Origin of the sequence: Streptomyces cadmiisoli (genome assembly GCF_003261055.1) — a bacterium.
GTDB classification, from domain to species: domain Bacteria; phylum Actinomycetota; class Actinomycetes; order Streptomycetales; family Streptomycetaceae; genus Streptomyces; species Streptomyces cadmiisoli.
Genome location: NZ_CP030073.1, coordinates 6,564,384 through 6,589,526 on the forward strand (window position 1 = coordinate 6,564,384; position 25,143 = coordinate 6,589,526).

Sequence of the window (25,143 nt, forward strand, 5' to 3'; positions counted from 1 at the left end):
GCGGTGTCCTCGTGGCCGAGCTTCGACCACCGCGCCGCGGCCGGCGGGCCGGCGGACCGTTCCGGTGGGCCGGCCGACCACCCCGGTGAGCCACCCCGGTGGACCTGCCGTCGTCGTCCACAGGCCCGCCGGTCTGTCACTCCTCGCCAGTAGGGTGTGAGACATGGCCGATCCCTCCAGCTACCGCCCCAAGCCGGGACAGATCCCGGACTCCCCGGGGGTGTACAAATTCCGTGACGAGCACCGCCGGGTGATCTACGTCGGAAAGGCCAAGAGCCTGCGCCAGCGCCTGGCCAACTACTTCCAGGACCTGTCCGGCCTGCATCCGCGCACCCGGAGCATGGTCACCACGGCGGCCTCCGTGGAGTGGACGGTGGTGTCCACGGAGGTCGAGGCGCTGCAGCTGGAGTACTCCTGGATCAAGGAGTTCGACCCCCGGTTCAACGTCAAGTACCGCGACGACAAGAGCTACCCGTACCTCGCGGTGACGATGAACGAGGAGTTCCCGCGGGTGCAGGTCATGCGCGGCCACAAGAAGAAGGGCGTGCGCTACTTCGGGCCGTACGGGCACGCGTGGGCCATCCGCGACACCGTCGACCTGCTGCTGCGCGTCTTTCCCGTGCGCACCTGCTCCGCCGGCGTCTTCAAGAACGCGAGCCGCACCGGCCGCCCCTGCCTGCTCGGGTACATCGGCAAGTGCTCGGCCCCCTGTGTATCCCGGATCTCGGCGGAGGAGCACCGGGAGCTGGCGGACGAGTTCTGCGACTTCATGGCGGGCCGCACGGGCACCTATCTGCGCCGTCTCGAACAGCAGATGGCAGAGGCGGCCGAGGAGCTGGAGTACGAGCGGGCGGCCCGCCTGCGCGACGACATCGAGGCCCTGAAGAAGGCCATGGAGAAGAACGCGGTCGTGCTGGCGGACGCGACCGACGCCGACCTGATCGCGGTCGCCGAGGACGAGCTGGAAGCCGCCGTGCAGATCTTCCACGTCCGGGGCGGACGGGTCAGGGGCCAGCGCGGCTGGGTGACCGACAAGGTCGAGGACGTCACCACCGGAGCCCTGGTCGAGCACGCCCTCCAGCAGCTGTACGGGGAGGAGAGCGGCGACGCCGTCCCCAAGGAGGTCCTGGTCCCCGCGCTGCCCGACCCCGTGGAGCCCGTCCAGGAGTGGCTGACCGGGCGCCGGGGATCGTTCGTCTCGCTGCGCGTTCCGCAGCGCGGCGACAAGAAGGCGCTGATGGAGACCGTGCAGCGCAACGCCCAGCAGTCCCTCGTCCTGCACAAGACCCGGCGCGCCTCCGACCTGACCACGCGCTCCCGGGCCCTGGAGGAGATCGCCGACGCCCTCGGCCTGGACAGCGCCCCGCTCCGGATCGAGTGCTACGACATCTCCCATCTCCAGGGCGACGACGTGGTGGCGTCGATGGTCGTCTTCGAGGACGGGCTCCAGCGCAAGAGCGAATACCGCCGCTTCCAGATCAAGGGCTTCCGGGGGCAGGACGACGTCCGCTCCATGCACGAGGTGATCACCCGCCGCTTCAGGCGCTACCTCGCCGAGAAGGAGCGGACGGGCGAGTGGACCGTCGCCGGGTCCGACCTCACCGACGGCGGCACGAACGGCCACGCCGTCGACACCGGCACGCCCGGCTTCCCGGCCGACACCGGTACGCCCGGCTTCCCGGCCGACACCGGCACGCCCGGTCACACCACCGGCCTCGGTGCGCCCGGTCACTCCACCGACGGCGCACCGGCCGGACCCGGCGCCGCCCTCAGCAACGACGGCAGGGTCGGACCCGGCGCCGCCCTCACCGAGGACGACGGCCGCCCCAAGCGCTTCGCCTACCCACCGCAGCTGGTCGTGGTCGACGGAGGAAAACCGCAGGTCATGGCGGCCAAGCGAGCTCTGGAGGAGCTCGGAGTCGATGACATCGCCGTGTGCGGTCTCGCCAAGCGTCTGGAGGAGGTCTGGCTGCCGGACGACGACGACCCGATCGTCCTGCCCCGCACCAGCGAAGGCCTCTACCTGCTGCAACGCGTCCGGGACGAGGCCCACCGCTTCGCGATCACCTACCAGCGCACCAAGCGCGCCAAGCGCTTCCGGTCGAGCCCGCTGGACGATGTGCCCGGGCTCGGCGAGACCCGTAAGCAGGCACTGATCAAGCACTTCGGATCGGTGAAGAAACTGCGATCCGCGACAATCGATCAGATCTGCGAGGTTCCGGGCATAGGTCGTAAAACGGCCGAGACCATTGCCGCGGCCCTCGCCCAGGCGGCGCCGGCCGCGCCCGCCGTGAACACGGCGACTGGAGAGATCATGGATGACGTGGAGGACGGGGCGCCCGAGACGACCGCGGGCACCCCGGGGGAGCCCGTACCCACGGGCGCCCCTCACGAGCGACGGGGGCAGGAGACATGACCGAGCACGAGAAGCAGTTCACAGCGGAGCGAGATCGCAGTCCCGGGCGAACGCCCGGGGAGACCGGCGAGGACCGCACCCGGCAGGATGCGCCTCGGGAAAGCGGAGCACAGGTGAGTACGGGCATCGAAGGCAACGGGGTCCCCGAAGCCGCCATCCCCGAGTTGGTGATCATCTCGGGGATGTCCGGAGCGGGACGCTCGACGGCCGCCAAGTGTCTGGAGGACCTCGGCTGGTTCGTCGTCGACAACCTCCCGCCGGCGCTGATCCCCACCATGGTGGAGCTCGGTGCCCGCTCGCAGGGCAACGTGGCGCGCATCGCGGTCGTCGTCGACGTGCGGGGCCGACGCTTCTTCGACAATCTGCGCGAGTCCCTCGCCGACCTCGACAGCAGGGGCGTCACCCGTCGGATCGTCTTCCTGGAGTCCTCCGACGAGGCGCTGGTGCGCCGCTTCGAGTCGGTGCGCCGCCCGCACCCCCTCCAGGGCGACGGCCGCATCGTGGACGGCATCGCCGCCGAGCGCGAGCTGCTGCGCGAGCTGCGCGGCGACGCCGACCTGGTGATCGACACCTCCAGCCTGAACGTGCACGAGCTGCGCGCCAAGATGGACGCCCAGTTCGCCGGCGAGGAGGAGCCCGAGCTGCGGGCCACGGTGATGTCCTTCGGCTACAAGTACGGCCTCCCCGTGGACGCCGACCTCGTCGTCGACTGCCGCTTCCTGCCCAACCCGCACTGGGTCCCGGAGCTGCGCCCCTACACGGGCCTGAACGACGAGGTCTCCTCCTACGTCTTCAACCAGCCCGGCGCGAAGGAGTTCCTGGACCGCTACGCCGAGCTGCTCCAGCTCATCGCGACGGGCTACCGCCGCGAGGGCAAGCGGTACGTGACCATCGCGGTGGGCTGCACGGGCGGAAAGCACCGTTCGGTCGCCATGTCGGAGAAGCTCGCCGCGCGCCTCGCGGCCGAGGGCGTGGAGACGGTGGTCGTGCACCGGGACATGGGACGCGAATGACGGGACGTGCGTTGCGGCTCAGCAGGCTGCGCGGCGTCGCCTCCGAGGGGCGTGGCGGCCGGCTCGCCGAGCCCCGGGGCGGCCGCGCGCGCCGCAGGGGCACCCAGCCCAAGGTCGTCGCCCTCGGCGGCGGCATGGGCCTGTCCGCCTCACTTGCCGCGCTGCGCCGGATCACCGGCGACCTCACCGCCGTCGTGACCGTGGCCGACGACGGCGGCTCCAGCGGACGGCTCCGTCACGAGCTGGGCGTGCTGCCGCCCGGCGACCTGCGCAAGGCGCTGGCCGCCCTGTGCGGGGACGACGACTGGGGCCAGACCTGGTCCCGGGTCATCCAGCACCGCTTCCAGTCCCAGGGCGACCTCCACGACCACGCCGTGGGCAACCTGCTGATCGTCGCCCTGTGGGAGCAGCTGGGCGATCACGTCCAGGCCCTCGACCTGGTCGGCAAGCTGCTGGGCGCGCACGGGCGCGTGCTGCCCATGTCGGCCGTGCCCCTGGAGCTCCAGGCCCTGGTCAGGGGGCACGACCCGGACCGGCCGGAGGACATCGACACCGTCCGCGGACAGGCGACCGTGGCGCTCACCCCGGGTGAGGTGCAGTCCGTGCACCTCGTGCCGAACGACCCGCCCGCCGTGCCCGAGGCCGTCGAGGCGGTCCTCGACGCCGACTGGGTGGTGGTGGGCCCCGGCTCCTGGTTCTCCTCGGTCATCCCGCATCTGCTCGTGCCCGAACTGCTGGACGCCCTGCTGGAGACGAAGGCCCGCCGGGTACTCTCGCTGAACCTCGCTCCGCAGCCGGGAGAAACCGAAGGCTTCTCCCCGCAGCGTCATTTGGAGGTTTTGGGACGACACGCCCCTAAACTCGCCCTGGACGTGGTGCTGGCCGACGAGGCCGCCGTGCCCGACCGCGATTCGCTGAGCGACGCCGCCAGGCGTTTCGGCGCCGCGGTCGAGCTGGCACCGGTGGCCCGGAGGGACGGAACTCCGCGGCACGACCCCGAGCTGCTGGCCGCCGCGTACGACCGTATTTTTCGGATGCATGGAAGGATCGGCCCATGGCGATGACGGCAGCGGTGAAGGATGAGATCTCCCGGCTCCCCGTCACCCGGACCTGCTGCAGAAAGGCGGAGGTCTCCGCCATTCTGCGGTTCGCCGGCGGCCTCCACCTGGTGAGCGGGCGCATCGTGATCGAGGCGGAGCTGGACACCGCCATGGCGGCCCGCCGCCTCAAGCGGGACATCCTGGAGATCTTCGGGCACAGCTCGGAGCTGATCGTGATGGCGCCCGGCGGACTGCGCCGCGGCTCGCGGTACGTGGTGCGTGTCGTCGCGGGCGGCGACCAGCTCGCCCGGCAGACGGGCCTGGTGGACGGCCGCGGCCGCCCGATCCGCGGTCTGCCCCCGCAGGTGGTCTCGGGGGCCACCTGCGACGCCGAGGCCGCCTGGCGGGGTGCCTTCCTGGCGCACGGCTCCCTCACCGAGCCCGGTCGCTCCTCCTCCCTGGAGGTGACCTGCCCCGGTCCCGAGGCGGCGCTCGCCCTGGTCGGTGCCGCCCGCCGGCTGTCCATCGCCGCGAAGGCCCGCGAGGTGCGCGGTGTGGACCGGGTCGTCGTCCGGGACGGCGACGCCATCGGCGCCCTGCTGACCCGGCTGGGCGCCCATGAGTCCGTGCTGGCCTGGGAGGAGCGGCGGATGCGCCGCGAGGTCCGTGCCACGGCGAACCGGCTCGCCAACTTCGACGACGCCAATCTGCGCCGCTCCGCCCGTGCGGCCGTCGCCGCCGGCGCCCGGGTCCAGCGGGCCCTGGAGATCCTCGCCGACGACGTTCCCGAGCATCTCGCCGCGGCCGGCCGGCTCCGGATGGAGCACAAGCAGGCCTCGCTGGAGGAACTGGGCGCGCTCGCGGACCCGCCGCTGACCAAGGACGCCGTCGCGGGCCGGATCCGGCGGCTGCTGGCGATGGCCGACAAGCGCGCCTCCGACCTCGGCATCCCGGGCACGGAGGCCAACCTCAGCGAGGAACTGGCCGACAACCTGGCCGGCTGACCCCCCTCCGGGTGACCCGCTCGGGTGACCCAACGGCGAGCAACGCGCCGGTGCCGACGCCTGTTTGGGTTGTCGGCGCCGGCGCGTCGGCGTGGCGCAGGCACCCTTGACTCGATCATGAACTGTCATGAGCCTGGCAGCTATTCGCCAACGGGGCGAACCAGTACCAGGGGGGTTCATGAGACACAGAGCGAGATCGATCCTCGCTGTCGGCGCGCTCCTGATCGGTGGAGCGAGCATCGCACCCATCGCCCAGGCACAGAACTCGGACGCTCGAGGACCCGACGCGGAAGAGGTCAAGGTCTACCGCGCCGAGGTCACCAAGCAGCAGATCCCGCTGCTGCTCGCGACCGGACAGGACGGTCACGAACTCGGCGAGCAGGCGCCCGACAAGGGCACCGCCACCGTCGAGGTCTACCTCACCGACAAGCAGGCCGAGAAGCTGGAGAAGCAGGGCGTCGACCTCGAGGAGCACACGCTCTCGGCAAAGGCACGTGCGCGCGTGGCCGCCGCGGGGGACGGCGTCTACCGGCCGTACAGCGGAGCGGGCGGCCTCAAGGAGGAGATCCTCCGGACCGGCCAGCGGCACCCGTCGCTCACCAAGGTCGTCTCCATCGGCAAGACGCTCCAGGGCCAGGACATCCTCGCCCTGAAGCTCACCAAGAACGCCAAGAAGACCAAGGACGGCGCGAAGCCGTCCACGCTCTACGTGTCCAACCAGCACGCGCGGGAGTGGATCACGCCGGAGATGACCCGGCGGCTGATGCACCATTACCTGGACAACTACTCCACCGACAAGCGGATCAAGAAGATCGTCGACACCACCGAGGTGTGGTTCGTCCTGTCGGCCAACCCCGACGGCTACGACTGGACGCACCGGCCCGAGGGCGACCGCCAGTGGCGCAAGAACATGCGCGACAACAACGGCGACGGCGCCTACACCATCGGTGACGGCGTCGACCTCAACCGCAACTTCGCCTACAAGTGGGGCTACGACGACGAGGGCTCGTCCCCGTACCCCACCAGCCAGACCTACCGCGGCCCCGGCCCGAACTCCGAACCCGAGACCAAGGCGCTGGACGCCTTCGAGCGGCGCATCGGCTTCGAGTACGGCATCAACTACCACTCGGCCGCCGAACTCCTGCTCTACGGAGTCGGCTGGCAGGTGGCCTCGCCCACCCCGGACGACGTCCTCTACAAGTCCCTGGCCGGTACGCCGGAGAACTCCGCCATCCCGGGCTACCACCCGCAGCTCTCCTCCGAGCTGTACACCACCAACGGCGAGGCGGACGGCCACGCGGCCAACGTCAACGGCACCGCGATGTTCACCCCGGAGATGTCGACCTGTCAGACGGCGTCCAGCGTCGACCCGGACGACTCCTGGCGGCCCGAGGACTGCGAGTCGATCTTCACCTTCCCGGACGACGAGAAGCTGATCCAGGAGGAGTTCGAGAAGAACGTCCCGTTCGCGCTCTCCGTCGCCGAGTCCGCGGCCACGCCGGACACACCGAAGTCCTCGGTCGGCGTGGACGCCCCCGACTTCACCCCGGCCGCCTTCACCACCTCGTACTCGCGCGGCGCCGACCAGGAGGTCTCGGTCGTCGTCCGCAAGTCCGTGCGGGACAAGGAGCTCAAGTACCGCGTCAACCGCGGACGCACCGAGGACATGACGCTCCGTCCGTGGCGCGGCGGCGAGACCTTCGGCGGTGAGGACAACCTCTACTTCGACGAGTACCGGGCCAAGGTCGCCGACGGCGACCCCGGGGACAAGGTCGAGGTCTGGTTCACCGGCGAGACCAAGAGCGGCAAGCGCACCGAGAGCGCGCACTTCACGTACACCGTGGCCGAACGGCCGCGTGCCGATGTGCTCGTCGTCGCCGAGGAAGGCGCGCCCGCGACCCAGGCGCAGACCTACGTCGACGCGCTGCGGGCCAACGGCGAGCGCGCCGTCGTCTGGGACGTCTCGGCCCAGGGCGCCCCGGACGCGCTCGGCGTCCTCGGCCACTTCGAGACGGTCGTCCACTACACGGGCGCCGTCCGGCCGGGTGTCGCCACCCAGCTCCAACTGCGCGCCTACCTCAACGAGGGCGGCAAGCTCGTCGAGGCGGGCGAGAGCGCCGGCGGCTCCGTCGACCTCGGCGGGGGCACTCTGTCGAACGACTTCAGCCAGTACTACCTCGGCGCCTACAGCCGTACGTCCCTGCCCGGGGTCACCGGCTTCGACGGCGCCGGCGCGCTGGCCGGCGTCGACGCCGTACTCGGCGACGCGCCCGGCAACCCGCTGAACACGGCGGGCTCGTTCGGGGTCACCTCCGACACGCTGCCGGTGGCGGACTTCCCGCAGTTCGAGAGCGCGGGAGCGGGCCAGTACCCCGGAACGGTGAACCCGTTCGGGCCGTTCGAGGGCTCCTCCATGGCGGCCGTCACGCACTCCGACTACGCCTGGAACCGCCTGACCCGGACCGTCGACCTCACCTCGGTGAGCGCGGCCGACGCCCCGACGCTGCGCACCATGTTGCTGTGGGACACCGAGGAGGGCTACGACCACGCCGTCCTGGAGGCGCGCACCGCGGGTGGCGACGACTGGACGACACTCCCGGACAAGGGCGGCGCCACCGGCACCGCCGTGCCCACCGAGTGCGAGGCCGGCTTCTTCATCCAGGCGCACCCGGCCCTGAAGCGGTATCTGACGCTGGGTGCCGGCGGCTGCACGCCGTCCGGGACCAGCGGGGCCTGGAACAGCTTCACCAGCTCGTCGGACGGCTGGCAGCAGGTCGAGTTCGACCTGTCCGCGTACGCCGGGAAGACCGTCGAGCTCTCCCTCGGCTACATCACCGACCCCGGTTCCGGCGGCCACGGTGTCCTGGCCGACAACGCCACCGTGGTGATCGGCGGCACGGCGGGCCCGACCGACGGTTTCGAGACGTCCTTGGGTGCGTGGACGACCCCGGGCCCGCCCGCGGGCAGCCCCGCGGTGGTCACGGAGTGGGGCCTGTCGGGCGAGCTGTTCAAGACGTACGGAGCGGTCTCCACCGACGACACGGTGCTGCTGGGCTACGGCCTGGAGCACGTGACCTCGGCGGCCGACCGCCGGGACCTGATCGGGGAGGCGCTGGACGCACTGGACGACTGACCCCGAGATCGGTCGCTGACTCTCCGTAGCCACTCGGAGTGATCGGCGTTCAGGGCCGGGCGGTCCGTACCCCTACTGGCGGGTACGGGCCGCCGTGCCCTTGTATGGGCCGACTCGATGTCACCCCGGACCTCGCGGGGAGGTAGGGTCGGATGCGGTCGGGGACATCCCAAACTCAGCTCGCCGGCGTCACACCCGGCGTACCAACGAGGAGATCGGTTCGTGACGATCCGCGTAGGCATCAACGGCTTTGGCCGCATCGGTCGTAACTACTTCCGCGCGCTGCTGAAGCAGGGTGCAGACATCGAGATCGTGGCTGTCAACGACCTGGGTGACACCGCGACCACCGCGCACCTGCTGAAGTACGACACCATCCTGGGCCGCCTCGAGCAGGAGGTCTCCCACACCGCCGACACGATCAGTGTCGGCAACCGGACGATCAAGGTCCTGTCCGAGCGCAACCCCGCCGACATCCCGTGGGGCGACCTGGGCGTCGACATCGTCATCGAGTCGACCGGCATCTTCACCAAGAAGGAAGACGCCGAGAAGCACATCGCCGGTGGCGCCAAGAAGGTGATCATCTCCGCTCCTGCGAAGGACGAGGACGTCACCATCGTGATGGGCGTCAACCACGAGAAGTACGACCCGGCGAACCACCACGTCATCTCCAACGCCTCCTGCACCACCAACTGCGTGGCGCCGATGGCGAAGGTCCTCGACGAGAACTTCGGCATCGTCCGGGGCCTGATGACGACGGTGCACGCCTACACCAACGACCAGCGCATCCTGGACTTCCCGCACAAGGACCTGCGCCGCGCCCGTGCCGCCGCGGAGAACATCATCCCGACCACGACGGGTGCCGCCAAGGCCACCGCCCTGGTCCTGCCGCAGCTCAAGGGCAAGCTGGACGGCATCGCCATGCGCGTCCCGGTCCCGACCGGCTCCGTCACCGACATGGTCGTCGAGCTCAGCCGCGAGGTCACCAAGGAAGAGGTCAACGCCGCCTTCCAGAAGGCCGCCGAGGGCGAGCTCAAGGGCTACATCGAGTACACGGAGGACCCGATCGTCTCCTCCGACATCGTCAACGCCCCGGCGTCCTGCACGTTCGACTCCTCCCTGACCATGGTCCAGGAGGGCAACAGCGTGAAGATCATCGGCTGGTACGACAACGAGTGGGGCTACTCGAACCGCCTCGTGGACCTGACGCTCTTCGTCGGCGAGAAGCTCTGACGACCAGCGCAGGCACTTCGATGTGAGACCAGGGCTCGGTCAGCGCAGGCTGTCCGAGCCCTGACTCACGTACTGATCGACCAGCCCTCCTCAGGAGCCTCTTCATGAAGACGATCGACGAACTTCTCTCGGAAGGCGTGGACGGCAAGCGGGTCTTCGTCCGTGCCGACCTGAACGTGCCGCTGGACGGCACCGCCATCACCGACGACGGCCGTATCCGCGCCGTGCTGCCCACCGTCAAGGCGCTCGCCGAGGCGGGCGCCCGGGTGGTCGTCGCCTCGCACCTGGGCCGTCCCAAGGGCGCGCCGGACCCCGCCTTCTCGCTCGCTCCCGCCGCCGCGCGCCTCGGTGAACTCCTCGGCTCCGAGGTGCGGTTCGCCACCGACACGGTCGGCGAGTCCGCGCAGTCCACCGTCGCCGGGCTCGCCCCCGGACAGGTCGCGGTCGTCGAGAACCTCCGCTTCAACGCCGGCGAGACCTCCAAGGACGACGCCGAGCGCGGTGCGTTCGCCGACCGGCTCGCCGCCCTGGCCGACGTCTACGTCGGCGACGGCTTCGGCGCCGTGCACCGCAAGCACGCCTCCGTCTACGACCTCCCGGCCCGGCTGCCGCACTACGCCGGCCACCTGATCGCCTCCGAGGTCGCCGTCCTGAAGAAGCTCACCGAGGACGTCCGGCGGCCCTACGTCGTCGCCCTCGGCGGCGCCAAGGTCTCGGACAAGCTCGCCGTGATCGACCAGCTGCTCGACAAGGCCGACCGCCTGCTCATCGGCGGCGGCATGGCGTACACCTTCCTCAAGGCCAAGGGCCACGAGGTCGGCATCTCCCTCCTCCAGGAGGACCAGATCCCGGTCGTCAAGGAGTACATGGAGCGGGCCGAGAAGAAGGGCGTCGAACTGGTCCTGCCGGTCGACGTCCTGGTCGCGCCGGAGTTCCCGGACCTGAGGACCAAGGCTCCGGCCAACCCCACCACCGTGGCCGCGGACGCCATCCCGGCCGACCAGGAGGGCCTGGACATCGGTCCGGAGACCCGCAAGCTGTACGCCTCGAAGCTCGCCGACGCCGCCACCGTCTTCTGGAACGGCCCGATGGGCGTCTTCGAGCACCCCGACTACGCCGAGGGCACCAAAGCGGTCGCCCAGGCCCTCATCGACTCCCCGGGCTTCACCGTGGTCGGCGGCGGCGACTCCGCCGCGGCCGTGCGCACCCTGGGATTCGACGAGACGGCATTCGGCCACATCTCGACCGGCGGCGGCGCCTCCCTCGAATACCTCGAGGGCAAGACGCTCCCCGGCCTCGCCGCACTGGAGGACTGACCCTCGATGAAGACCCGTACGCCGCTGATGGCGGGCAACTGGAAGATGAACCTCAACCACCTCGAGGCCATCGCGCACGTCCAGAAGCTCGCCTTCGCCCTGGCCGACAAGGACTACGAGGCCGTCGAGGTCGCCGTCCTGCCGCCCTTCACCGACCTGCGCTCCGTGCAGACGCTGGTCGACGGCGACAAGCTCAAGATCAAGTACGGCGCCCAGGACCTCTCGGCGCAGGACTCCGGCGCCTACACCGGCGAGATCTCCGGCTCGATGCTGGCCAAGCTGAAGTGCACCTACGTGGCGGTCGGCCACTCCGAGCGCCGGCAGTACCACCACGAGACCGACGACGTGGTGAACGCCAAGGTCAAGGCCGCCTTCAAGCACGGTCTGACCCCGATCATGTGCGTCGGCGAGGAACTGGAGGTCCGCGAGGCGGGCAACCACGTCGCGCACACCCTCGCCCAGGTCGAGGGCGGTCTCAAGGGGCTGCCGGCCGAGCAGGCCGAGTCGATCGTGATCGCCTACGAGCCGGTGTGGGCCATCGGCACCGGCAAGGTCTGCGGCGCGGGCGACGCCCAGGAGGTCTGCGCGGCGATCCGCGGCAAGCTCGCCGAGCTGTACGGCCAGGAGCTCGCGGACCAGGTGCGGATCCAGTACGGCGGCTCCGTGAAGGCCGGCAACGTGGCCGAGATCATGGCCCAGGCGGACATCGACGGCGCGCTGGTCGGCGGCGCCTCGCTGGACGCCGACGAGTTCGTCAAGATCGTCCGCTTCCGCGACCAGTGAGTATGCGGTAGCGGCGATCCGTCGTACCCTTGCGGGGCGTAGTGGTCACCACTGCGCCCCGTCGTCGATCCAGATCCGAGGAAGTTGGTCCAGCCGTGGTTATGGGGTTCTCGATCGCCCTGATCGTCTTCAGCCTGCTGCTGATGCTGCTGGTGCTGATGCACAAGGGGAAGGGCGGCGGCCTCTCCGACATGTTCGGTGGCGGCATGCAGTCGTCCGTGGGCGGCTCGTCGGTCGCCGAGCGCAACCTCGACCGGATCACCCTGGTGGTCGGTCTGCTCTGGTTCGCCTGCATCGTTGTGCTCGGCATCATGATGAAGCTCGACTGACCGGCGCACACATTCCGTATGGAACGCCCCATGTCCGGTACGCGCACGTGAGCGCGGCCTATCATGGGGCTTGCGTCTAGGTGTGGGGCCTGTAACTCGAATCACTGGACGCGCGTTGGGCCTTACGTAGACTGAGGCGCCCGCAGCGAAGCGAAACGCCGACTCGCTTCGCGGCACCATCACGCAGGGAGTTACGACCGTGGCAAGTGGCAACGCGATCCGAGGAAGCCGGGTCGGGGCGGGGCCGATGGGCGAGGCCGAGCGCGGCGAGTCCGCGCCGCGTCTGCGCATCTCCTTCTGGTGCTCCAACGGGCATGAGACACAGCCGAGCTTCGCCAGCGACGCGCAGGTCCCCGACACCTGGGACTGTCCGCGTTGCGGATTCCCGGCCGGCCAGGACCGGGACAACCCGCCGGACCCGCCGCGCACGGAACCGTACAAGACGCATCTGGCGTACGTGCGGGAGCGGCGCAGTGACGCGGACGGCGAGGCGATCCTCGCCGAGGCGCTCGCCAAACTGCGCGGCGAGATCTAGCGATTGAGGTCCGGTCGGGCACCAGGGGTGCCGGGCCGGACCTTTCTGGTACGCAGCGTTCTTCCGTGCCGTGCCTCACGGCGCTGACACCTGCGCTCCCGCCGGACGTACCTCTGGGCGGGGCGGTGCGACGCCCCCACGACAGGGCACGTCACCCCCTGATCAACTAGGTTGGGGAACGGCAGCGGGGCAGGTGCGCGGCAGGTGCACCGGCACGAAAGAAGGCTGAAGTACGAGATGAACGCAGACGGCCGTACCAGGCTCAACGAGACGCCCGAGTGGACCGCGCTGGCCGAGCACCGTGAGGAGCTCGGCGGGGTCGGACTGCGCGAGCTCTTCGACACGGATCCCGGGCGGGGTACGGGATACACCCTCCAGGTCGGGGACCTCCACGTCGACTACGCCAAACACCTGGTCACCGACGAGACGCTGCGGCTGCTGCGCGAGCTGGCCGCCGCGACCGACGTCTTCGGCCTCAGGGACGCCATGTTCCGCGGCGAGAAGATCAATACGACCGAGGACCGGGCGGTGCTGCACACCGCCCTGCGGGCGCCCCGGGACGCGGTGATCGAGGTCGACGGCAGGAACGTCGTCCCGGATGTGCACGCCGTGCTCGACAAGATGGCCGGCTTCGCCGAGCGGGTCCGGTCGGGGGAGTGGACCGGGTACACCGGCAGGCGGATCCGCAACGTCGTCAACGTCGGTATCGGCGGCTCCGACCTCGGCCCGGCGATGGCCTACGAGGTGCTGCGCGCCTTCACCGACCGGGACCTCACCGTCCGCTTCGTCTCGAACGTCGACGGCGCCGACCTGCACGAGGCGACCCGTGACCTGGACCCGGCCGAGACGCTGTTCATCATCGCGTCCAAGACCTTCACCACCATCGAGACCATCACCAACGCCACCTCGGCGCGCTCCTGGCTCCTTCAGGCGCTCGGCGACGAGAAGGCGGTGGCCCGGCACTTCGTCGCGCTGTCCACGAACGCCGAGAAGGTCACCGGGTTCGGCATCGACCCGGACAACATGTTCGAGTTCTGGGACTGGGTCGGCGGCCGCTACTCCTACGACTCGGCGATCGGCCTGTCCCTGATGATCGCCATCGGCCCGGAGCGCTTCCGCGAGATGCTCGACGGCTTCCACCTGGTCGACGAGCACTTCCGCACCGCTCCCGCCGAGTCCAACGTGCCGCTCTTGCTGGGCCTGTTGGGCGTCTGGTACGGCAACTTCCATGACGCCCAGTCGCACGCGGTGCTGCCGTACAGCCACTACCTGTCCAGGTTCACGGCCTATCTCCAGCAGCTCGACATGGAGTCCAACGGCAAGTACGTCGGCCGGGACGGGCGTGAGGTGGAGTGGCAGACCGGGCCCGTGGTCTGGGGCACCCCCGGCACCAACGGGCAGCACGCCTACTACCAGCTCCTGCACCAGGGCACCAAGCTGATCCCGGCCGACTTCATCGGCTTCGCCGAGCCGGTCGCCGAGCTCTCCGGCGAGCTGACGGCGCAGCACGACCTGCTGATGGCCAACTTCTTCGCCCAGACGCAGGCGCTGGCCTTCGGCAAGACGGCGGACGAGGTGCGGGCCGAGGGCGTGCCCGAGGAACTGGTCCCGCACAAGACCTTCCGGGGCGACCGCCCGACGACGACGATCCTCGCGCGCGAGCTGAGCCCTTCGGTGCTCGGCCAGTTGGTCGCGCTGTACGAGCACAAGGTCTTCGTCCAGGGCGCGATCTGGAACATCGACTCCTTCGACCAATGGGGCGTCGAGCTCGGCAAGGTCCTCGCGAAGCGGGTCGAACCCGCGCTGACCGAGGGCGCCGAGGTGCCCGGACTCGACACGTCCACCAAGGCGCTGGTCGCCAAGTACCGGGAGCTGCGCGGCCGGACGAAGTGAAACACCCGGCCCGCCGCCGTCAGGCCACCGCGCTCAGCGTGTCGACGAGCCGGCGGCGGGCCGCCCGGGCCGCGGGCAGCACCGCGAGCGCGGCGGCGCCCAGCACGGCGGCGGCGCCGAACAGCAGCAGGAAGACCGGCGACGGACCCTGCGCTATCCCGGCGCCCATGCCGCTGGACCTGCCCTGGGCGTCGATCAGCCAGTGCGCGAGCGGCAGTCCCAGCGCGGTGCCGAGCAGGACGGCGCACAGGGCGGTGCAGGCGGTCGCCGTGACGGTGACGGCGGTGATCTGCCGCGGGGTGAGGCCGACGGCCTTGAGCGCCAGCAGATCCCGCTCGCCCTCGCGGACGGTGCCGCCGATCACCGTGAGCAGTTCGACCACGCCGATCAGGGCGAGGACCGCGATCAGCCCGAGCACGACCCCGCGCAGCGACGCCAGACCGTCCACCGGGTTCGGGGTGGCGTGCACATCCAGATGCCCGCCCATGGTCGTCGCCAGGTCGCCCGCGACGTCCTGCGGTTCGGCGCCGGCCCGCAGCCGCAGCTCGTACAGGGTGGGACGCAGCTCGGGGTCGTTCTCCCGGAGGGTGTCGAGCGAGGTGGAGATGACCCGGCCGGCGTTCTCCGGCTCGATGCTGCGGCCCACGATGTGCAGGATCTGCGGCTGATCGCCGACCGTCATCCGCACCCAGTCGCCGACGCGCACGTCCAGCAGGTCGAGCAGGCCCTGCCCGGCCACCGCCTCGTCCCGGCCGAGCGGCGCGCGCCCCTCGGCCAGCGCGAACGGATAGGGGTCGCGGCCGGTGCCCAGGCCGCGCAGGGCGATCGTGGCCGTCTGCCCGGGCACCAGCGCCGCCATCTCGACGCCCGGGTGGGCGGCGGCGATCCGCGGATCGCGGTCGAGCAGCGCGCGGACGTCGCGGTCGGCCACCTCGCGGTCCGGGCGGACGGTGAGCGCGGCGGCCAGGCCGACCTGCTCGGGCCTGTTCTGGAAGCGCTCGACGGTGCTCCAGGCGCTCATCGCCACCACGATCAGCAGCAGGGGCAGCGCCAGCCGGGCGACGGTGGCCGGGGTCCGGGGCCGGCGGGGGAACGCCTTGTGCCAGCCGAGCACCAGCGCGGGCGGCAGCCGCAGCCCGAGCGCCCCGCGGGCCAGGCCCGAGAGCCGGCCGGCCACCGGTGCGGCGGTCCGCGGCACCGGCACCGGGGGCACCCGCCCGGCCCGCCAGGCGGCGAGTCCGGTGGTGGCGGCGATGAACAGCACCACGCCCACCGGTATCGCCAGCAGGGCCGCCGTGTGCCCCGGCAGCCCCTGCCAGACGTCGACCGCGTCCCCGAGGCGCCCCGGGATCCGGCCGCCGAGGCCCTGGGTGAGCGCCGCCGCGGCGAGCGCGCCGAGCAGGGCGTAGGCGACGTGCTGGAGCAGGAACACACGGACCACCTGGGCGGGTGTGAACCCGATCGCCTTCAGCACCGAGATGTCCCGCAGATGGCCCCGGATGCGGGTGCTGATCACCCCGTGCACGGCGAGCCCGGCGGCGAGCAGGGCGCCGAGCCCGAACAGGCCGAGCACCTGGCCGAGCAGGCGGGTGTCGCCCTGCGCCTCGGACCGGGCCTGCTGCCAGGTGGTGACCTCGTTCACGGCGCCGGCCCCGAGGGCGGTCACGGCGCGCTGGACGGCGTAGTCGGTCTCGTCCGGGTCCGCCAGACGCAGCCCGGTCACCTCGCCGTCCGGTGCGCGCACCGCGGACGGCAGGGCCCAGACGAGTCCGCGGCGCTCACCGGGGCGGTAGCGCGGCTCGGCGCTGTCGGCGATGCCCGCGACCGTCAGGGCGCGCGCGGTGCCGGGCAGCCTGAGGACGTCCCCGGGCTCGGCGAGCAGGGCGCGCGCCAGATGGCTCTCCAGCACCACACCGTCGGGGTCCGCGCCGTCCAGCCAGCGGCCCGAGACGAGCAGCGGGCGCCCGACGGCGGGCCGCGCGGTCGTGCCGCGCAGTTCGACCGAGGCGCGGATGCCCCGGGAGGCGACGGTGGCGGACTCGGTCGGGTAGGGGCCCGCGACGGACTCCACGCCGTCCAGCGCGGCGAGCTCGTGCGTACGGGCCGACAGGCCGGTGTGGATCCACACGTGCGCGTCCCGCGACTGCTTGAACACGCGCTGCCAGGGGTTGGTGGCGTAGCCGAACAGCGCGGTCGCCAGCAGCAGCGAGACGACGACCCCGGCGGTGGCGAGCACGATGAACAGGGCCTCGCCCCGGTGTGCGCGCAGATCGGAGTGCACCCAGCGCAGGGTCGCTCGCATGGGCCTCAGCCTTTCGGCCCGCGTACGCCGGGGCGGCCGGCCGGCAGTTCGTCGTACACCGTGGATCAGTCCCTCAGTTCCAGCACCCCGGACGTGCCGGCCCGGCGGGACGGGGTGCCGGTCAGTTCCGCGTCGTCCGCGATCCGCCCGTCGAAGAAGCTGATCACCCGGTCGGCGGCGCTCGCCAGCCGGGCGTCATGGGTGACCAGCAGGATCGTCTGGCCGCGTGCGTGGAAGCGGGACAGCAGCCGCATCACCTCGCGGGTGCCCCGGCTGTCCAGGCTGCCGGCCGGCTCGTCGGCCAGCAGCAGGGGCGGATGGTTCACCAGGGCGCGGGCCAGCGCGACCCGCTGCTGCTCACCGCCGGACAGCTCGCCCGGCATGCTGCGCTCCTTGCCGTCCAGGCCCAGCTCGGTCAGCAGGGCCGACCGCTCGGCCCGCGCGCGCTTGGGCGGGACTCCGGCGAGCAGGGCGGGCAGCTCGACGTTGTCCGCGACCGAGAGGTTGGAGACCAGGTTGAAGAACTGGAAGACGATCCCGATGCGCCGGCGGCGCTCGATCGCCCAGCGGGCCTCGCTGTAGGAGTCCGTGCACTCGCCGTCCAGCCGGATGCTGCCCTCGTCGGGCCGCTGGAGTCCGCCGAGCAGATGCAGCAGCGTCGACTTCCCGGCGCCGGACGGGCCGGTGACGGCCACGAACTCGCCGTGCGCCACGCTCAGATCGACACCGCGTACGGCGTGGGCGGGGGCGCCCTCCCCGTAGTGCGTCTTGACCAGCCCCTCGGCACGCAGCAGCGGAGTGGGGTTCTCGCTCACTCCGACCCCTCCAGTTCCTCCTGGCAGCGCTCCAACCAGTCCAGGTCGGCCTGGAGATGCAGCATCGCACCCTCGATGAGCAGATGGGCGACGCGGTTGTCGCGGTTCTCGGCGGCGGCCAGCTTCGACAGGTTGCGCATGGTGTTCAGGTACTGGCGCCGCTGTTTGTTGATCAGCGCGATCTGGTCGGCGAGCCCGGTCCGCGGCGCCAGGGCGAGCTTCATGAAGAACTCGTCCCGCACCCGCGGCTCGTCCGCCGTCTCCTCGTACCAGGCGTTCAGCGCCTCCCGCCCGGCGTCGGTGAGGTGGTAGATCTTCTTGTTGGGCCGGTTCGACTGCTCCACCTCTTCGCCCTCGATCAGTCCGGACTTCTCGAGGCGGCCGAGGGTCACGTAGATCTGGCCGATGTTGGGCTGAGGGTACGCGGCGCCCAGCAGTTGCTCAAGGTCCTGCTTCAGCTCGTAGCCGTGGGCCGGGCCGCGCGCGAGGAGTGCCAGGAGTGGCAGGCGCACTCGTGCTCTCCTCCTAGCGTCCTCGTATTGTGCTCCAGGCCCTAGTATCGCCCATACCTAACAGGTATACATGGCGTCTGACTCCGGGCGATGGGGCCCGGTGCCGGGTGTACAGGGAGGAACCTATGCGGTGGACGCACGCCGCCGGTAGGGGCCTCCTCGCCCTCGTCGTCCTCCTGACCGGTTACGTCACCGCCGGCGCGCACGCCGACGACGCGCCCGCGGGGGGCCGCGGCCCGCTCACCCTGGCCACCGCGGGGGACCTGACGGCCTACCTCGGTCCCCTGCTCGACGACTGGAACCGCACGAACCCCGGCGAGAGGATCACCCTCGTCGAGCTGCCGGACTCCGCCGACGAGACCCGCTCGCAGATGATCACCGACCTGCGCGGCGGATCCCGCGGCCGCTTCGACATCCTCAACATCGACGTCGCCTGGACCTCCGAGTTCGCGGCGGCCGGCTGGATCCGCCCGCTGCCCCGCGACCGTTTCCCGCTGGACGCGTTCCTGCCCCCGGTCGTCGACACCGCGACCTGGGACGGGCAGCTGTACGCCGTCCCGTACGTCACCAACGCCGGACTGCTGCTGTACCGCAAGGACGTCCTCGCCGAGGAGGGCCTGCCGCCGCCGCGGACCTGGGCCGAACTGGAGCACGCCGCGCGGACCGTCGCCCCGAAGCACGGCCTCGATGGCTACGCGGGCCAGTTCCTGCCGTACGAGGGCCTCACCGTCAACGCCGCCGAGGCCGTGTACTCGGCGGGCGGCACGATCCTCGGCGACGAGGGCGAACGCGTCACCGTGAACTCCGACGCGGCGCGCGAGGGGATCGGCTTCCTCGCCCGCGGGGTGCGCGAGGGCTGGATCCCGCGCGAGGCGCTGACCTACAAGGAGGAGGAGTCCAAGCAGGCCTTCCTCGACGGCGGCCTGCTGTTCCTGCGCAACTGGCCGTACGCGTACGCCGCCGCCTCGGCCGAGGGGTCGCCGCTGGCCGGCAAGGTCGGCGCCGTGCCGCTGCCCGGGCCGGACGGCCCCGGGGCGAGTGTGCTCGGCGGCTCCAATCTGGCCGTCAGCACCCACGCGCGGCACCCCGACACGGCCGCGCGCCTGATCGCGTACCTCACCAGCGAGCCCGTGCAGCGCCAGGTGCTCACGCGCGGCGCGCTGCCGCCGGTGCGCGCCGCGCTCTACGAGGACCCGAAGCTGGTCCGCGACCACCCCTATCTGCCCACCCTGCGGGCCGCCGTGCTGGCGGCCGCGCCGCGTCCCAAGAGCCCGCGCTACGACCAGGTCAGCCTGGTGGTGCAGGCGGTGGTGCACGACGCGACGACCGGGCGCCAGACGCCCGAGCGCGCGGTGCGACGGCTGGCGCGCGAGCTCGCCGTCATCTCCCGAGGCTAGTTACCTGTTAGGTAACGCGGACGTATCGACCTACCCTTCGGCGCCCCGATAAGTCCGTATATCAACGGCCAACTGCGCGATACCTGCTGTCTATTCATTGACACCTCCGTGAAACGCCTACCTAACATGCATGCATAACCACCGGCCCGGAGCAGCATCGGGCTCCCGCACGCACAGACAGGTCGACGGGGTGAGTCTCCAGCGCATCCACACCCACCACTGGTGGCGCGACGCAGTGATCTACCAGGTGTACGTCCGCAGCTTCCTGGACAGCACCGGTGACGGCATCGGCGATCTCGCCGGCGTCCGGGCCGGGCTGCCCTACCTGAAGAAACTCGGCGTCGACGGCATCTGGCTGAGTCCCTTCTTCCCCTCGCCGCAGCACGACCACGGCTACGACGTGTCCGACTACTGCGACGTCGACCCGCTGTTCGGCGACCTCGCCGAGTTCGACCTGCTGATGACGGCGGCCCGGCGCCTGGGCGTCAGGGTGCTGCTCGACATCGTGCCCAACCACTGCTCCAGCGACCACCCGTGGTTCCGCGAGGCGCTCGCCGCCGGGCCCGGCAGCGCGGCCCGCGCCCGCTTCCACTTCGCCGACGGCCGCGGCCCGGACGGTGCCGAGCCGCCCAACAACTGGCACGCCATGTTCGGCGGCCCCGCCTGGACCCGGGTCACCGAGCCCGACGGCCGCCCCGGTCAGTGGTACCTGCACATGTTCACCCCCGAGCAGCCCGACTGGAACTGGCGCGAGCCCGCGGTGGGCGCCGAGTTCGACCGGATCCTGCGCTTCTGGCTCGACCGCGGAGTCGACGGCTTCCGCATCGACGTCGCCGCCGGCCTCTTCAAGCACCCCGACCTGCCGGACTCCCCGGACCCGGAGGCCGACGCCCGCACCCGCGACTCGGTCAACCCGCTCGCCTGGAACCAGCCCGAGGTGCACGACGTGTGGCGGCACTGGCGCGCCGTGTGCGAGGAGTACACGGGACGCGACGGCCGGGAGCGGCTGCTGGTCGGCGAGGTGTCCGTGCCGACGGCCCGCGAGCACGCCGACTACGTCCGCCCCGACGAACTCCACCAGGCCTTCTTCTTCGACCTGCTGGGCGCCCCCTGGGACGCCGACGCCTTCCGCAAGGTCATCTCCGAGGCCATGCAGGACATCGCCGGCACGGGCTCGACGGTCACCTGGGTCCTCAACAACCACGACCAGGTCCGCACCGTCACCCGCTACGGCGAACCCGCCCCCGAGGGCAGCGGCCTCGGCGCCGCCCGCGCCCGCGCCGCCGCGCTGCTGATGCTGGCGCTGCCCGGAGCCGCGTACATCTACCAGGGCGAGGAGCTGGGCCTGCCCGAGGTCGTCGACCTGCCCGACGACGTGCTCACCGACCCGATCTTCCGGCGCACCGGCAGCCGGGCCCGGATCCGTGACGGCTGCCGCGTGCCGATGCCGTGGTCGGGACAGGCGTCCCCGTTCGGCTTCACCTCCGGTGTCGAGGGCGCCAAGCCCTGGCTGCCGCAGCCGGAGTGGTTCGCCGACCACGCCACCGACCGGGCCCTCGCGGACACCCGCTCCTTCTGGCACCTGTACCGCGACGGGCTCCAACTGCGCTCCTCACTGCCCCAGTTGGGCGAGGGCTCGCTGCGCTGGCTGGACTCCCCGCCCGGTGTCCTCGCCTTCGCCCGCGGCGACGACCTGGTCTGCGCCGTCAACTTCACCCCGGCGCCCGTCCCCGCACCCGTCTCCGGGACCCCGCTGCTGTCCAGCGGGCCCTGCCCGGCGGCCGGCGTCCTGCCCGGCTCCACCGCCGCCTGGTGGGTCAACGACCTCTGAACCTCCGTCCACCGCACGTCAACCGAAAAGGACATCAACGATGATGAGACGACGTACCACCCTGCTCACCGGCTGCACCGCGCTCGTACTGGCGATCGGCGCGACCGCCTGCGGCAGCAGCGACCCGGTCTCGGCCGGCGGCGGCGACAAGGCGCTCAGCGGCCAGACGGTCTCCGTGGCCGGTGTCTGGTCCGGCAGCGAGCAGGAGAACTTCCAGAAGGTGCTCGACGCCTTCACCGAGAAGACGGGGGCGAAGACCCAGTTCGTGTCCACCGGCGACAACGTCTCCACCGTCGTCGGCAGCAAGATCGAGGGCGGCAACGCCCCCGACCTCGTCATGGTCCCGCAGGTCGGCGTGCTCCAGCAGTTCGCGAAGGAGGGCTGGCTCCAGCCGCTGTCCAAGACCGCCCAGGAGTCGGTCGGCGCCAACTACGCACAGGCGTGGAAGACGTACGGCAGCGTCGACGGCACCCTCTACGGCCTGTACTTCAAGGCCGCCCACAAGTCGACCGTCTGGTACAGCCCCGACGCCCTCGCCCAGGCCGGCGTCGAGCCGCCGAAGACGTACGAGGAGATGCTGGAGGCCGGGCGCACCGTCTCCGACTCCGGGCTGGCCGCGTTCTCGGTCGCCGGGCAGGACGGCTGGACGCTCACCGACTGGTTCGAGAACATCTACCTCTCCCAGGCCGGACCCGAGAAGTACGACGCCCTCGCCGCGCACGAGCTGAAGTGGACCGACGCCACCGTGGTCGATGCGCTCACCACGCTCGGTGAGCTGTTCAAGGACAAGCAGCTCGTCGCCGGCGGTCAGAAGCAGGCCCTGAACACCGACTTCCCGGGCTCGGTGGAGAAGGTGTTCGGGCCGAAGCCCGAGGCGGGCATGGTCTACGAGGGCGACTTCGTCGCCGGGGTCGCCAAGGACCAGTTCGGCCGGACCATCGGCGAGGACGCGAACTTCTTCCCGTTCCCGGCGGTCGACGGCGGCACCGCGCCCGTGGTCAGCGGCGGCGACGCGGCCGTGGTCCTCAAGGACGGCAAGAACGCCGAGGCCGGCATGAAGCTCCTGGAGTACCTCGCCACCCCGGAGGCCGCCGCGGTGTGGGCCGAGGCGGGCGGCTTCCTCTCCCCGAACAAGAAGCTCGACCTCGCCTCCTACGGCGACGACGTCACCCGGGCCACCGCCGAGTCGCTGGTCGGTGCCGGGGACTCGGTCCGCTTCGACATGTCCGACCAGGCGCCCGCCGCCTTCGGCGGCACCAAGGGCGCGGGCGAGTGGAAGATCCTCCAGGACTTCCTGCGCGACCCCTCCGACCCGAAGGGCACCGCCGCCGAGCTGGAGAAGGCGGCGGCCAAGGCTTACGGGAACTGACCACCATGACCGCCACACTCGTGAAAGAGGCGAGCCCGCCGGCCGCCCCCGGCGCCGCGGGCCGCCGGCCCTCGCGGCGCCGGGGGCGGATCGTCGCGCTGCTGTTCGTCCTTCCCGCCCTGCTCCTGCTCGGCGCCCTCGTCGTCTACCCGGTGCTGTTCTCCGTCGGGCGCAGCTTCTTCGACGCGGCAGGCACCCGGTTCGTCGGCGCCGACAACTACACCGAGATGTTCAGCGACCCGGCGACACTCAAGGCCGTCCGCAACACCGCGATCTGGGTGGTCGTGGCGCCGACGCTGCTCACCGGGCTGGGGCTGGTGCTGGCCGTCCTGGTGGAGAAGATCCGCTGGGCGACGGCGTTCAAGCTGCTGCTGTTCATGCCGATGGCGGTCTCCTTCCTGGCCGCCGGCATCATCTTCCGGCTCGCCTACGACGAGGACCCGGACAAGGGTGTGCTGAACGCCGCCGTGGTCGGCATCCACGACACCTTCCAGGGCACCGCCGGCTATCCGACGGCCCGGGCGCGCGACGGCCAGGGCATGGCCGAGGAGAAGGACGGGGGGTACCGGACGACGGCCGCTACGTCGCCGGGGGAGCCGGCCCTCGCGCTCGGCCTCGTCGGTGTGCTGCCCGGGGACCTGCCAGGCGGCGCCGAACCGGCCCACGCGGCGGCCGGGCGCGAGCCCGCCGCCGACGAGCTGCGCGGCGTCGTGTACCTGGACTTCACCCCCGGCGGGGGAGGGGAGCAGGGCAGCGTCGACCGGCGCGAGAGCGGGCTGCCGGAGATGACCGTGCAGGCGGTGCGCGACGGCGGCACGGTCGCCTCCACGACCACCGCCTCCGACGGCTCCTTCAGCTTCACGGGACTGGACCCCGGCTCGTACACGGTGCGGCTGCCCGCCTCGAACTTCGCGCCGCCCTACGAGGGCGTCTCCTGGCTCGGACCGGCGCTGGTGACACCCGCGATCATCGGGGCGTACCTGTGGATCTGGACCGGCTTCGCGATGGTGCTGATCGGCGCCGGGCTGGCCACGCTGCCCCGGGACGCGCTGGAGGCGGCGCGGATGGACGGCGCCAACGAGTGGCAGATCTTCCGGCGGATCACCGTCCCGCTGCTCGCGCCGGTGCTCACCGTGGTGTTCGTGACCCTGGTGATCAACGTGATGAAGGTCTTCGACCTGGTCTACATCATCGCGCCCGGTCCGGTGCAGGAGGACGCGACCGTGCTGGCGACCCAGATGTGGCTGGTGTCCTTCGGCGGGGGCAACGACCAGGGCCTCGGCAGCGCGCTCGGTGTGCTCCTGCTGCTCCTGGTGATCCCGGCGATGGTCTTCAACGTCCGCCGTTTCCGAAGGAGTCAGCGATGAACGCCGTCCGACGGGGTCTGGGCAACAGCCTGGTCCAGGCCCTCCTCGTGGTGGTGGGCCTGGTCTGGCTCACCCCGTTGGCCGGGCTGTTCCTGTCGTCGCTGCGCTCCGCCGAGGAGACCGCGCAGGGCGGCTGGTGGACGGTGTTCACCAGCCCCGGGCAGCTGTCCTTCGACAACTACTCCGCGCTGCTGGAGAACGCCGGCATCACACAGGCGTTCTGGAACACCGTGCTGATCTCGGTGCCGGCCACGGCGCTGGTGGTCGTCGTCGCGGCACTCGCCGGATACGCCTTCGCCTGGCTGGACTTCCCCGGCCGCGAACCGCTCTTCCTGCTGGTGGTGGCGCTGCTGGTGGTGCCGGTGCAGATCGGTCTGCTGCCGGTGGCCAAACTCTTCGGGCAGCTGGGGCTGTTCGGCACGATCCCGGGCGTGGTCCTCTTCCACGTGGCCTACGGTCTGCCGTTCGCCGTGTTCCTGCTGCGCAACTACTTCGCCGAGATACCGAAGGAGATGCTGGAGGCCGCCCGTATGGACGGCGGCAGCGAGTGGCGCATCTTCACCCGGCTGGTCCTGCCGGTGGGCCGGCCCGCCATCGCCAGCCTCGCGATCTTCCAGTTCCTGTGGGTCTGGAACGACATGCTGGTGGCCCTGCTGTTCGCGGACAGCTCCGCACAGCCGCTGACCGTGGAACTCCAGTCCCAGATCCGCCAGTTCGGCAGCAACATCGACGTCCTGGCGCCCGGCGCGTTCGTGTCGCTGGTCGTGCCGGTGGTGGTGTTCTTCGCCTTCCAGCGGCACTTCGTCCAGGGGGTCATGGCGGGCTCGGTCAAGTAGGGGCCCGGCCCGGACACGAGGA

The 25,143-nt window shown here is 71.1% G+C and carries 19 protein-coding genes; 16 read left to right on the plus strand and 3 right to left on the minus strand.

Annotation, left to right across the window (positions count from 1 at the left end; genetic code table 11):
* The first annotated feature begins 163 nt into the window (after window positions 1–163).
* From uvrC to pgi, 11 genes are all read left to right on the plus strand, one after another.
* Window positions 164–2,416 carry an excinuclease ABC subunit UvrC gene (uvrC, locus tag DN051_RS28760; protein ID WP_112439789.1) on the plus strand — a complete coding sequence of 751 codons (2,253 nt, stop codon included), beginning with the start codon at window positions 164–166 and terminating at the stop codon, window positions 2,414–2,416.
* Window positions 2,413–3,429 (plus strand): RNase adapter RapZ, encoded by a 1,017-nt coding sequence (gene rapZ, locus DN051_RS28765; RefSeq protein WP_079001644.1) that lies wholly within the window; start codon window positions 2,413–2,415, stop codon window positions 3,427–3,429. The genes uvrC and rapZ overlap by 4 nt, the downstream gene beginning before the upstream one ends.
* On the plus strand, window positions 3,426–4,493 hold the full coding sequence (locus DN051_RS28770) for a gluconeogenesis factor YvcK family protein (protein ID WP_053762309.1): 1,068 nt from the start codon (window positions 3,426–3,428) through the stop codon (window positions 4,491–4,493). Before rapZ ends, DN051_RS28770 begins: the two co-directional genes overlap by 4 nt.
* The gene (gene whiA / locus DN051_RS28775; RefSeq protein ID WP_053762310.1) at window positions 4,484–5,473 is read left to right on the plus strand and encodes a DNA-binding protein WhiA; all 990 of its coding nucleotides are present in this window, start codon (window positions 4,484–4,486) and stop codon (window positions 5,471–5,473) included. Before DN051_RS28770 ends, whiA begins: the two co-directional genes overlap by 10 nt.
* A 178-nt stretch (window positions 5,474–5,651) precedes the next feature.
* Window positions 5,652–8,606: a M14 family metallopeptidase gene (locus tag DN051_RS28780; protein ID WP_112439790.1), complete on the plus strand. Its 2,955-nt coding sequence runs from the start codon at window positions 5,652–5,654 to the stop codon at window positions 8,604–8,606.
* A gap of 222 nt (window positions 8,607–8,828) precedes the next feature.
* Complete coding sequence (gene gap / locus DN051_RS28785; RefSeq protein ID WP_053762312.1) at window positions 8,829–9,836, plus strand: type I glyceraldehyde-3-phosphate dehydrogenase; 1,008 nt, start codon at window positions 8,829–8,831, stop codon at window positions 9,834–9,836.
* 104 nt (window positions 9,837–9,940) lie between these two features.
* The gene (locus tag DN051_RS28790; protein WP_053762313.1) at window positions 9,941–11,152 is read left to right on the plus strand and encodes a phosphoglycerate kinase; all 1,212 of its coding nucleotides are present in this window, start codon (window positions 9,941–9,943) and stop codon (window positions 11,150–11,152) included.
* Between the two features lie 6 nt (window positions 11,153–11,158).
* The gene (gene tpiA, locus DN051_RS28795; protein ID WP_053762314.1) at window positions 11,159–11,935 is read left to right on the plus strand and encodes a triose-phosphate isomerase; all 777 of its coding nucleotides are present in this window, start codon (window positions 11,159–11,161) and stop codon (window positions 11,933–11,935) included.
* A gap of 101 nt (window positions 11,936–12,036) precedes the next feature.
* Window positions 12,037–12,264: a preprotein translocase subunit SecG gene (secG, locus tag DN051_RS28800; protein ID WP_053762315.1), complete on the plus strand. Its 228-nt coding sequence runs from the start codon at window positions 12,037–12,039 to the stop codon at window positions 12,262–12,264.
* A gap of 247 nt (window positions 12,265–12,511) precedes the next feature.
* Complete coding sequence (locus DN051_RS28805; protein WP_004002138.1) at window positions 12,512–12,799, plus strand: RNA polymerase-binding protein RbpA; 288 nt, start codon at window positions 12,512–12,514, stop codon at window positions 12,797–12,799.
* 237 nt (window positions 12,800–13,036) lie between these two features.
* Window positions 13,037–14,692, plus strand: coding sequence for a glucose-6-phosphate isomerase (gene pgi, locus DN051_RS28810; RefSeq protein ID WP_112442494.1), 1,656 nt, complete (start codon window positions 13,037–13,039; stop codon window positions 14,690–14,692).
* A gap of 19 nt (window positions 14,693–14,711) precedes the next feature.
* On the opposite strand, the gene DN051_RS28815 is transcribed toward pgi, so the two are convergent.
* The 3 genes from DN051_RS28815 to DN051_RS28825 all read right to left on the minus strand — a co-directional run bounded on the left by DN051_RS28815 (window position 14,712) and on the right by DN051_RS28825 (window position 18,321).
* On the minus strand, window positions 14,712–16,994 hold the full coding sequence (locus tag DN051_RS28815) for an ABC transporter permease (RefSeq protein ID WP_112439791.1): 2,283 nt from the start codon (window positions 16,992–16,994) through the stop codon (window positions 14,712–14,714).
* A 65-nt stretch (window positions 16,995–17,059) separates the two neighbouring features.
* Window positions 17,060–17,809 (minus strand): ABC transporter ATP-binding protein, encoded by a 750-nt coding sequence (locus tag DN051_RS28820; protein ID WP_053762317.1) that lies wholly within the window; start codon window positions 17,807–17,809, stop codon window positions 17,060–17,062.
* A complete protein-coding gene (locus tag DN051_RS28825; protein ID WP_053762318.1) occupies window positions 17,806–18,321 on the minus strand; it encodes a PadR family transcriptional regulator in 516 nt (171 codons plus the stop codon). Before DN051_RS28825 ends, DN051_RS28820 begins: the two co-directional genes overlap by 4 nt.
* Before the next feature lie 125 nt (window positions 18,322–18,446).
* On the opposite strand from DN051_RS28825, the gene DN051_RS28830 reads away from it, so the two are divergent.
* The 5 genes from DN051_RS28830 (at window position 18,447) to DN051_RS28850 (ending at window position 25,121) form a co-directional block, all read left to right on the plus strand.
* The gene (locus DN051_RS28830; RefSeq protein ID WP_112439792.1) at window positions 18,447–19,718 is read left to right on the plus strand and encodes an ABC transporter substrate-binding protein; all 1,272 of its coding nucleotides are present in this window, start codon (window positions 18,447–18,449) and stop codon (window positions 19,716–19,718) included.
* A gap of 205 nt (window positions 19,719–19,923) precedes the next feature.
* On the plus strand, window positions 19,924–21,549 hold the full coding sequence (locus DN051_RS28835; protein ID WP_053762357.1) for a glycoside hydrolase family 13 protein: 1,626 nt from the start codon (window positions 19,924–19,926) through the stop codon (window positions 21,547–21,549).
* Window positions 21,550–21,589: 40 nt separating this feature from the next.
* On the plus strand, window positions 21,590–22,918 hold the full coding sequence (locus DN051_RS28840; protein WP_053762320.1) for an ABC transporter substrate-binding protein: 1,329 nt from the start codon (window positions 21,590–21,592) through the stop codon (window positions 22,916–22,918).
* 5 nt (window positions 22,919–22,923) lie between these two features.
* Entirely contained in the window at window positions 22,924–24,285 is a 1,362-nt protein-coding gene (locus DN051_RS28845; protein ID WP_053762321.1) for an ABC transporter permease, read from the plus strand.
* On the plus strand, window positions 24,282–25,121 hold the full coding sequence (locus DN051_RS28850; RefSeq protein ID WP_053762322.1) for a carbohydrate ABC transporter permease: 840 nt from the start codon (window positions 24,282–24,284) through the stop codon (window positions 25,119–25,121). The genes DN051_RS28845 and DN051_RS28850 overlap by 4 nt, the downstream gene beginning before the upstream one ends.
* The last annotated feature ends 22 nt before the right edge of the window (window positions 25,122–25,143 follow it).

Coding starts and splice junctions, on each gene's coding strand:
- uvrC (WP_112439789.1), top strand. CDS start 164: ATGGCCGATCCCTCCAGCTACCGCCCCAAGCCGGGACAGATCCCGGAC.
- rapZ (WP_079001644.1), top strand. CDS start 2,413: ATGACCGAGCACGAGAAGCAGTTCACAGCGGAGCGAGATCGCAGTCCC.
- DN051_RS28770 (WP_053762309.1), top strand. CDS start 3,426: ATGACGGGACGTGCGTTGCGGCTCAGCAGGCTGCGCGGCGTCGCCTCC.
- whiA (WP_053762310.1), top strand. CDS start 4,484: ATGGCGATGACGGCAGCGGTGAAGGATGAGATCTCCCGGCTCCCCGTC.
- DN051_RS28780 (WP_112439790.1), top strand. CDS start 5,652: ATGAGACACAGAGCGAGATCGATCCTCGCTGTCGGCGCGCTCCTGATC.
- DN051_RS28790 (WP_053762313.1), top strand. CDS start 9,941: ATGAAGACGATCGACGAACTTCTCTCGGAAGGCGTGGACGGCAAGCGG.
- tpiA (WP_053762314.1), top strand. CDS start 11,159: ATGAAGACCCGTACGCCGCTGATGGCGGGCAACTGGAAGATGAACCTC.
- secG (WP_053762315.1), top strand. CDS start 12,037: ATGGGGTTCTCGATCGCCCTGATCGTCTTCAGCCTGCTGCTGATGCTG.
- DN051_RS28805 (WP_004002138.1), top strand. CDS start 12,512: ATGGGCGAGGCCGAGCGCGGCGAGTCCGCGCCGCGTCTGCGCATCTCC.
- pgi (WP_112442494.1), top strand. CDS start 13,037: ATGAACGCAGACGGCCGTACCAGGCTCAACGAGACGCCCGAGTGGACC.
- DN051_RS28815 (WP_112439791.1), bottom strand. CDS start 16,994: ATGCGAGCGACCCTGCGCTGGGTGCACTCCGATCTGCGCGCACACCGG.
- DN051_RS28830 (WP_112439792.1), top strand. CDS start 18,447: ATGCGGTGGACGCACGCCGCCGGTAGGGGCCTCCTCGCCCTCGTCGTC.
- DN051_RS28840 (WP_053762320.1), top strand. CDS start 21,590: ATGATGAGACGACGTACCACCCTGCTCACCGGCTGCACCGCGCTCGTA.
- DN051_RS28845 (WP_053762321.1), top strand. CDS start 22,924: ATGACCGCCACACTCGTGAAAGAGGCGAGCCCGCCGGCCGCCCCCGGC.
- DN051_RS28850 (WP_053762322.1), top strand. CDS start 24,282: ATGAACGCCGTCCGACGGGGTCTGGGCAACAGCCTGGTCCAGGCCCTC.